This window comes from Mesorhizobium sp. M7A.F.Ca.US.005.03.2.1, from assembly GCF_003997795.1.
Lineage (GTDB): Bacteria > Pseudomonadota > Alphaproteobacteria > Rhizobiales > Rhizobiaceae > Mesorhizobium > Mesorhizobium ciceri.
Genome location: NZ_RZRP01000194.1, coordinates 1 through 8,611, shown reverse-complemented (window position 1 = coordinate 8,611; position 8,611 = coordinate 1). Strand labels below are relative to the sequence as shown.

Annotated in this window: 8 protein-coding genes; 5 read left to right on the top strand and 3 right to left on the bottom strand. The window is 60.8% G+C overall.

The window, feature by feature from the left end; all coding sequences use genetic code 11:
• The coding region (locus EN991_RS13370; RefSeq protein WP_127368925.1) for a ribose-phosphate diphosphokinase at window positions 1-644 on the top strand (644 nt) is incomplete at its 5' end.
• 12 nt (window positions 645-656) lie between these two features.
• Here EN991_RS13370 and EN991_RS13365 read toward each other — a convergent pair.
• Window positions 657-1,541 (bottom strand): helix-turn-helix transcriptional regulator, encoded by an 885-nt coding sequence (locus tag EN991_RS13365; RefSeq protein WP_127368924.1) that lies wholly within the window; start codon window positions 1,539-1,541, stop codon window positions 657-659.
• 151 nt (window positions 1,542-1,692) lie between these two features.
• On the opposite strand from EN991_RS13365, the gene EN991_RS13360 reads away from it, so the two are divergent.
• Window positions 1,693-2,934, top strand: a complete 1,242-nt coding sequence (locus EN991_RS13360; protein WP_063170320.1) for an MFS transporter — start codon at window positions 1,693-1,695, stop codon at window positions 2,932-2,934.
• A gap of 68 nt (window positions 2,935-3,002) precedes the next feature.
• Here EN991_RS13360 and EN991_RS13355 read toward each other — a convergent pair whose 3' ends face one another.
• Window positions 3,003-3,860: an alpha/beta hydrolase gene (locus EN991_RS13355; RefSeq protein WP_127368923.1), complete on the bottom strand. Its 858-nt coding sequence runs from the start codon at window positions 3,858-3,860 to the stop codon at window positions 3,003-3,005.
• Window positions 3,861-4,011: 151 nt separating this feature from the next.
• Here EN991_RS13355 and EN991_RS13350 point away from each other — a divergent pair, with 151 nt between their 5' ends.
• Window positions 4,012-4,440, top strand: a complete 429-nt coding sequence (locus tag EN991_RS13350; protein ID WP_013529998.1) for a MarR family transcriptional regulator — start codon at window positions 4,012-4,014, stop codon at window positions 4,438-4,440.
• Window positions 4,441-4,483: 43 nt separating this feature from the next.
• Here the strand turns inward: EN991_RS13350 and EN991_RS13345 are convergent, their stop codons facing one another.
• Window positions 4,484-6,490 carry an EAL domain-containing protein gene (locus EN991_RS13345; protein ID WP_032808605.1) on the bottom strand — a complete coding sequence of 669 codons (2,007 nt, stop codon included), beginning with the start codon at window positions 6,488-6,490 and terminating at the stop codon, window positions 4,484-4,486.
• A 295-nt stretch (window positions 6,491-6,785) separates the two neighbouring features.
• On the opposite strand from EN991_RS13345, the gene EN991_RS13340 reads away from it, so the two are divergent.
• Together EN991_RS13340 and EN991_RS13335 are read left to right on the top strand one after the other, a co-directional pair.
• Window positions 6,786-7,820: a class I SAM-dependent methyltransferase gene (locus EN991_RS13340; protein WP_127368922.1), complete on the top strand. Its 1,035-nt coding sequence runs from the start codon at window positions 6,786-6,788 to the stop codon at window positions 7,818-7,820.
• Window positions 7,821-8,068: 248 nt separating this feature from the next.
• The coding region (locus tag EN991_RS13335) for a 50S ribosomal protein L25/general stress protein Ctc (protein WP_127368921.1) at window positions 8,069-8,611 on the top strand (543 nt) is incomplete at its 3' end.

Genomic DNA, 8,611 nt, shown 5'->3' with positions numbered 1-8,611 from the left:
CCTCCGGCCGCACGCCGATCTCGGCCAAGCTGGTTGCCAACATGATCACCCGCGCCGGCGTCGACCGCGTTCTGACGCTCGACCTGCATGCCGGCCAGATCCAGGGCTTCTTCGACATCCCGACCGACAATCTGTTTTCCGTGCCGGTCATGGCCCGCGACGTGAAGGCCAAATACAAGCAACTCGGCAACGTCGTGGTGGTTTCGCCCGACATTGGCGGCGTGGTCCGCGCTCGTGCGCTGGCCAAGCGCTTCGATGCGCAACTGGCCATCGTCGACAAGCGCCGCGAACGGCCGGGCGAATCGGAAGTGATGAACATCATCGGCGCGGTCGCCGGCAAGGATTGCCTGCTGATCGACGACATCGTCGATTCCGGCGGCACGCTGTGCAATGCCGCCGATGCACTGCTGGCCAACGGCGCCACCAGCGTCACCGCCTATATCACCCACGGCGTGCTGTCGGGCGGTGCCGTTGCCCGCATCAGCGGCTCGAAGCTGCAGGAACTGGTGATCACCGATTCCATCCAGCCGACCCAGGGCGTGCTCGACGCGCCCAACATCCGCGTCATCTCGATCGCCGACCTGATGGGCGAAGCCATCTCGCGCACGGCGACTGAGGAATCGGTGTCGAGCCTGTTCGACTAAACCCGCCTGCCCTTAAGGCGCGGAGCTTTCCAACCGAACCGGGCCGATCAGGCGACGAGCGACCTCGACGTTCTCGCGTGCGCCGCGCATATAGCCGCGCGGCGAGGTCCCCAGCATGCGCTTGAACATGGTGATGAAGGCCGGCACGCTGTCATAGCCGAGATCAAGCGCCACCCTGGTGATCGGCTCGCCGTCCGCCAGCCTGGGCAGCGCCGCGAACAGGCAGGCCTGCTGGCGCCATGTCGACAGCGACAGGCCGGTCTGGCGCTGGAAGGCGCGCGTGAAGGAACGGCGGCTCATGCCGGCTGCATCGGCCCACTCGTCGATGGTCGCATGCGGCGACGGTGCTGCGACGAAGCGTCGGCACAGCGCCGACAATCTTGGATCGGACGGAAATGGCAGCCCGAGAGGCCGTTCCGGCAAGGTCGGGATTTCGTGCAGCAAAAGGTTCATGATCAGCCCACCGCGTCCTTCCAGAACGCCGCCTTGCGGGAGCTTCTCCGATTCCACGATCAGGCTGTGCATCAGGTCGGTGACGCCCACAACGCGCAAGCCTTCGGGCAGCCCCGGGATCGCCTGTGGCATGACATAAACCGAACGCATCGAGACGTCGCCCAGCATCTCGACGGAATGCTCGGTGCCGGCTGGAATCCACATCGCGTGGTCGGGCGGCACCATCCAGCGCCCGTAGCGTGTCGTCACCAGCACCACACCGACAAGCGCATGCAAGAGCTGGCTGCGGCTGTGGCGGTGCTGTGGCACGCGGTAGCCGTCAGGATATTCGGTCGGCAATGCCACCCCCGGCCCGGCCACTTGCTCAAGCCACTGCCAGCGGCTCTCGTGCAACTGGCCGAGATTGGCATTGCCAGCGTGAAAGACTTCTTTGCCGTGCGGCATCTAGTTATGGCCCAGTTGCGAAACTATTGGACCAAACCACGAAAGAAGTCGTCTCGCAAGCGGCTTATAAGGCACCGTCCCTAGGGTGGCCGCAAGGAGCGTCCGCCAGTTGCCTGCGGGCGTGCCCGCCAAAAAGACCACGGAGCCTACCTTGACCGATACGACAGCAGCCAGCGTCGCCCCACCGGCGAGCGCCAGTCACGCCTCAGCCCAGGCGACGGCCTTCACGGTCATCCTGGCGGTGAGCTTCTGCCACTGCATCAACGACATCATGCAGTCGCTGCTATCGGCCATTTACCCGCTCCTGAAAGAGAATTATGGCCTCGATTTCTGGCAGATCGGCTTGTTGACCTTCACTTTCCAGGTGACCGCATCCTTGCTGCAGCCGCTGATCGGCATGATCACCGACAAGCGGCCGATGCCCTATTCGCTGCCCTACGGCATGGCGTCGTCGCTGATCGGCCTGATCGTGCTCGCCTATGCCGGGCATTATTCGCTGCTGCTGATCGGCGCCTCGCTGATCGGCATCGGCTCGGCGATCTTCCACCCGGAATCCTCGCGCATCGCCCGCTTCGCTTCCGGCGGCCGCTTCGGCCTGGCGCAGTCGCTGTTCCAGGTGGGCGGCAATTTCGGCCAGTCCATGGGGCCGCTGCTGGCGGCCTTCATCGTCGTGCCGTTCGGCCAGACCAGCATTTCCTGGTTCGCCGTCGGCTCGCTGATCGGCATCATCGTTTTGTGGCAGGTCGGCGGCTGGTACAGCCGGCTGCGTGCCGCGCAGGGCACCCGCAAGGCGGCGAGCTTCGTTTCGCCCTTCCCGCGCCGCAAGGTGATGAATGCATTGATCGTGCTGACACTGCTGGTGCTGAGCAAGAATGCCTACATCGCCAGCCTCGCCAGCTACTACACCTTCTATTCCATGCATAAGTTCGGCGTTTCTGTGCAGATGAGCCAGGTCATGCTGTTCCTGTTCCTCGGTGCCTCGGCGCTGGGCATCCTGCTCGGCGGCCCGTTCGGCGACCGCTACGGGCAAAAGGCGATGATCTGGTTCTCCATCGTCGGCGTGCTGCCCTTCACGCTCGCCCTGCCCTACGCCAATCTGGAATGGACGATGGTGCTGACGGTGCTGATCGGCCTGATCCTCTCCTCGGCGTTCTCCAACATTGTCGTCTTTGCGCAGGAGCTCGTGCCGGGTCGCGTCGGCATGATCGCCGGCATCTTCTTCGGCTTCGCCTTCGGCATGGGCGGCATCGCGGCGGCCGTGCTCGGCGTCGTCGCCGACATGAAGGGCATCGATTTCGTCTTCCAGATCTGCTCCTATTTGCCGTTCCTTGGATTGCTGACCGTGTTCCTGCCCAACATGAAGGAAGCGCGCAAGGCGCAGGCGGCCGCCTAGATCAGGCCTGAAACCCACGCAAGGAAAAGCACCCGCCGGACGGCGGGTGCTTTTTTCGTTCCAACGGCCTATGCTTTGAAGAAGGCCAGCAGGTCGGCATTGACGATGTCTGCATGGGTCGTGGCCATGCCGTGCGGGAAGCCCTTGTAGACCTTGAGCTCGCCCTTCTTGAGCAGCTTGATCGTCAGCAGCGCCGAGTCCGCGATGGGAACGATCTGGTCGTCGTCGCCGTGCATGACCAGCACAGGCACGTCGATCGCCTTCAGATCCTCGGTGAAGTCGGTTTCCGAAAAGGCCTTGATGCAATCATAATGCGCCTTGGTGCCGCCCATCATGCCCTGGCGCCACCAATTGTCGATGACGCCCTGCGATACCTCTGCGCCCGGGCGGTTGAAGCCGTAGAACGGACCTGATGGAACGTCGCGGAAGAACTGGGCGCGATTGGCTGCCTGCGCGGAGCGGAAGCCGTCGAACACTTCGATCGGCAGGCCGCCGGGATTGGCGGCAGTCTTGAGCATGATTGGCGGCACCGCGCCGATCAGCACCGCCTTGGCGACACGGCCGCCGGCGCCATACTTGGCGACATAACGCGCCACTTCGCCGCCGCCGGTCGAATGGCCGACATGGATGGCGTTCTTGAGGTCCAGATGGGCTGCGAGTTCCGCGACGTCGGCGGCATAGGTGTCCATCTCGTTGCCGATATCCGTCTGGGTCGAGCGGCCATGGCCTCGGCGATCATGGGCAATGACACGGTAGCCCTGTGACACGAAGAACAGCATCTGGGCGTCCCAATCGTCGCTGCTCAACGGCCAGCCGTGATGAAAGACGACAGGATGCCCGGTCCCCCAGTCCTTGTAGTAAATCTGCGTTCCGTCCCTGGTGGTGATCGTACCGCTGCCGGAGCCGGGCTTGGTTTGCGAGGTCATCTCAATCTCCTTCTGGTTATTTTCGCGATAAACAATATCGCGATAACGACATAGCTAACGCGGCCTAAAACCCTTGTCCACACAAATATGTATCGCGATATCATTTTTCGTGGTATCGAAATGATGCCCACATTGGCAAAAGGAATGCGCCGTGCCTCTCCCGTTGGACAATCAGCTCTGTTTCACGCTCTATGCCACCAGCATGGCGATCAACCGCACCTACAAGCCGATGCTGGACGAGATGGGCATCACCTATCCGCAGTACCTGGTGTTGAACGCGCTTGGAGAGGCCGACGGCATGTCGGTCGGCACCATCGCCCATCGGCTCGCTTTGGAATCGAGCACCGTCACGCCGCTGGTGAAGCGAATGGAGCAGGCCGGGCTGGTGACCCGCCAGCGCAGCCAGACCGACGAACGCCAGGTGCAGGTCGATCTGACATCAGCCGGGCGCGCACTGCTTGTCCAATGCAACTGCCTGAACGAAGCCTTGGTCGAACGCTCGGGCATGACGCTGACTGAGCTCGATGCGCTGAACCGGCAGATCCAGGCGTTACGCGCCGCGTTGACCGGCGACCGCTAGCACGGCTTGACGACGGCTAGCCAAACGTCGGAAGAGGCCACCATCATGCGGACTTAAGCACGGCAAATGGCCGTTTGCGCATGGCTCGCTTTGCCTGGAAACTGACGGCGGGAGCGGGACGGCCGACATGGAAGCCCTGGATCTTGTCTATGCCGAATTCGCGCATAAGGGCCATCTGCTCGTCTGTCTCCACCCCTTCGACCAGGATTTTGTGGCCGCGATTTCGAACCAGGGTGATAATGTCCTGCAGCATCGCCTTGCCGCTCGGAGAGCTGCAGTCATGCAGAAACGAGCGATCGATCTTCACCGTATCGAAATCGATCAGGCGAAGCCACGAAAGGCCCGCAAAGCCGGTCCCGAAATCATCAAGCCAGATCTTGATCCCGAGCAGCTTCAGGTCGCTGATGCAGCGCAGGATGTCGGAGTGCATCTCCATCTCCAGCCCTTCGGTGATCTCGAAGGCCAGCCTGCTGCCTGCGACACCCGTCTCGCCCAGAATGGTCGCGACCGACGTCGCGAAGCCCGGTGTCTTGAGCTGGATCGGGGAGACGTTGACACTGACGACACGGACGTGGTCGTCCGCCAGCAGTTCGGCGCACACTGTCCTTATCGCCCAGCGCCCGAGTTCCAGGATCGCACCGGTCCGTTCGGCGACCGGAATGAACAGGCTCGGCGGAACCGATGTGCCGTCGAGCATCTTGAGGCGCATCAGAGCCTCCACCGCTTCAACCCGGTCCGATTTGACATCCTGGATAGGCTGGTAAACGAGTGAAACGAGATTCTGGCCGATCGCGATCTTCAGCAAAGCCGCAATGTTCTCGCTCTCGTCACTGCTTTGCGGGTCGGTTGGATCGAACAGCCGGGCACAATTTCGGCCGCCGGCTTTTGCCAGATAGAGAGCGCGATCGGCCTCGTGAATGATTTTCTCCAGCTTGGCCCCGGTCTGCGTCCGGGTGAATGCGGCGCCAACGCTTACCGTTACGATCGAGACGCCGTCGCGCCGCAGTTCGTGCGTCAGAGCCAGGTTCTCCACCGTGCTGCAAATGGCTTCCGCAATGTCCAGGATCTGCTCCTTTTTCTCCATGCGAGCCAGGACGATGAACTCTTCGCCGCCATAGCGGCCGATGGAGCCATTATACTGTTTGATCATATCGCTAAGGGCATTGGCGACATGGATCAGGCAGCGGTCGCCTTCCTGATGGCCGTAGCAGTCATTGAACTTCTTGAAGAAGTCCACGTCGATGAGGATCGCCCCAAAGCTGGTGCCGACCTTTTGCCAATCGTTCCAGTAGTCTCGCAGCTTCTCGTCGATCGCGCGCCGGTTCTCCAGACCCGTGAGCGGATCGGTCCGCGACAACCTCAGCAGGGCCTTGCCGCGTTCGGTCGCCTCATTGTGCTGGATCTTGGCTTCCAGGGCGTTCAGGAAGACGTTGTAGCGTTCCTCGTTCAGTTTCCAGTTCACATATGAGGTGAACGTGAAACAAGAAACATAGAAAGCCCCAAATACCATTTTGTATATGAGGGTTGATGGAACAAAGTAATTTACGATATAAAGTATACATAAGATTATTGTCGAGGTTACGATAGAAAGCTTGAAATTGAATGTAAAGAAAAGATTGGCGCTCATCATGAATATGGTCCCAAAGACCATATAGTAAGAGACGCTTTCCTTGTCCGCGCCCATAATCGCCGGACACAGCCAACCAACATAGCCAAAGATGATGGCCCCGGCGCAGGTCACGTCGAGCCATTCCGTCCCGACGCCGTGGCGAAGCTGCGCTTCCAGGATCAAAAGCGCGCTCAAGCCGACCGCGAAGCGCGCCGTGATCGTATAGGCGGCCACATCCGGGATCAGCAGCAGATCCGTTGCCGAAAACAAGAGATAGATCGCAACTGCGATCCAAAGCCCTGGCCTGGCTTCCCCTCTTCGCGTCGCCCGGGCTTCGGTGCGGTAGAGGGCGCGAAGTTCGTCGGCCCCCAGTTCGTAGCGCGGCTCGTACGGCTCAGCATCAACCGTATCGGCCAATGCGGATGACACGTGTTCGTTCATCACAATCGACCCCTTTTGAAAGGGATTTTGTTTTCCGAACTCATTTCCAGCTTCTGCCCCCACGCGGGCCGGCTCCTTGGGACGCGACGGCGATTGCGAACGCCGGGCAAACAAATGCAATCGCGCAAGACAAGTTTCCGTTAACTCGAACCCGGAATCCGGCTCGGAAGCTGATTAACCAACGAACATGGTTGGCGGGAAATTAATCATAAACCTAAAATGCCGTCGGCCCGACATTGGCAAAGGGAGCATTCTACGCAATAAGTTAACCGACTGTTAACTATGGAGTGATGGCGTGCAGACCGTTCTTGATGGCAAAAGCTTGATTACTGCCGAGATGCTCGCCGGCACGCTGCCTCGGGGAAAGATCGAGCATCATGGCGAAGCGTTCGAAACCGCGCGCGCGGAGCTTGCCCTCATTCTCCACGCGACACAGGAGCAGGTCGAACAGGACAAGAACCCGGCCGAGATCGTCGGCCGCTTGCTGTCCTTCCTCAATGGCCTGCATTCCAAGGTTCATCCCGACGTCTGGCATGCGTTGATACCGGTCGCGCAGAACCATCCGATCCTGAAGTATTTTCTCGAGGATCCACTGACGCACTGGTCCTTCACCAAACCCAGGGGCTATTCCGGCGACGCGCAGTTGCTCGACTACATCTATTGTGATCCGCACGTGGCAGAGAGCGTGGCGAACGCCTCGGAGGTCGGCAAAGCACTCTATAGCCATACCCAGAACGTACCGTCATGCGTCGCGGCCCGGGAACGACGCGACCTCCTGACCCGATATGTCGACGAGATCGCGGCCAAGAACGGACCGGAAACCGAGGTTCTGGCGATCGCGGCCGGCCATTTGCGGGAAGCCAATCGTTCGGTCGCCCTGACGGAGGGCCGTCTCAAGCGCTGGGTTGCGCTCGACCAGGATCCCCAGAGCGTTGGGCTGATCTCGCGCGACTTCCAGGGCACCGCCGTCGAAGCCATCGACGGCTCGGTGCGAACCGTGCTCACGCGGGGCCACAAGCTCGGCAAATTCGACTTCATCTACGCCTCCGGCCTTTACGACTACCTCGCCCACAACGTCGCGGTGAAACTCACGAAGACCTGCCTGCAGATGTTGAAGCCGAACGGAACATTCCTGTTCGCCAACTACGCCGAGGGCACCCCCGACGCGGGGTATCGGGAGACGTTCATGGACTGGGTGTTGCTGCTGCGATCGGAGGTCGATATGTGGAACATCGTCAATGCCAGCGTCGACCGCAACACCGTCGAGGCGCAGGTATTCTTCGGCGAGAACCGCAACGTGCTCTATGCCGTCATCGAAAAGCGCGGATAGGGCCGTCTGGGCTGCACCAGGCCGGTCGTGCCTTTGGCTTGCACCTCCGGCCGCCTTCCGCTATAGAGCCGCCACCCGCGTAGACACCCTTGGAGGCAACGCGGCGGAAGGCCGCCTTCCCGCATGATCCCGAAAAGTGGATTCCGGTTTTCGGACCAGATCATGCATGGGTATGTCGGCTTTCGACGTTTACGGTCCAGGCACTCTGCCCACCGTGAGCGCTCCAGAACAAACCGAAAGGAAATGCCATGAGCCACGACACTTACGAGCTCAAGGCCGAAGCACGCGAACAGGTCGGTAAGGGGTCCGCCCGTGCAGTTCGCCGCAACGGTAAAGTGCCTGCAGTAATTTATGGTGACAAGCAGCCTCCCCTGGCTATCGCGCTCACCTACAAGGACATCTACTACAAGATCCATGGCGGCGGGTTCCTGACCACGATCGCCACGATCGATGTCGATGGCAAGAAGATCCAGGTCCTGCCGAAGGACTTCCAGCTCGACCCGGTCAAGGATTTCCCTGTCCATGTCGACTTCCTGCGCATCGGCAAGGACACCGAAGTCAATGTCGACGTGCCTGTCCACTTCATCAACGAGGACAAGTCGCCCGGCATCAAGCGCGGCGGCGTGCTCAACATCGTGCGTCACGAAGTCGAGTTCCACTGCCCGGCCAATGCGATCCCGGAATTCATCACCGTCGATCTCACCGGCGCCAACATTGGCGATTCGATCCACATCTCGGCGGTCAAGCTGCCGGCTGGGGTCAAGCCTGTGATCTCCGACCGCGACTTCGCC

Coding starts and splice junctions, on each gene's coding strand:
- EN991_RS13365 (WP_127368924.1), bottom strand. CDS start 1,541: ATGCCGCACGGCAAAGAAGTCTTTCACGCTGGCAATGCCAATCTCGGC.
- EN991_RS13355 (WP_127368923.1), bottom strand. CDS start 3,860: ATGACCTCGCAAACCAAGCCCGGCTCCGGCAGCGGTACGATCACCACC.
- EN991_RS13345 (WP_032808605.1), bottom strand. CDS start 6,490: ATGAACGAACACGTGTCATCCGCATTGGCCGATACGGTTGATGCTGAG.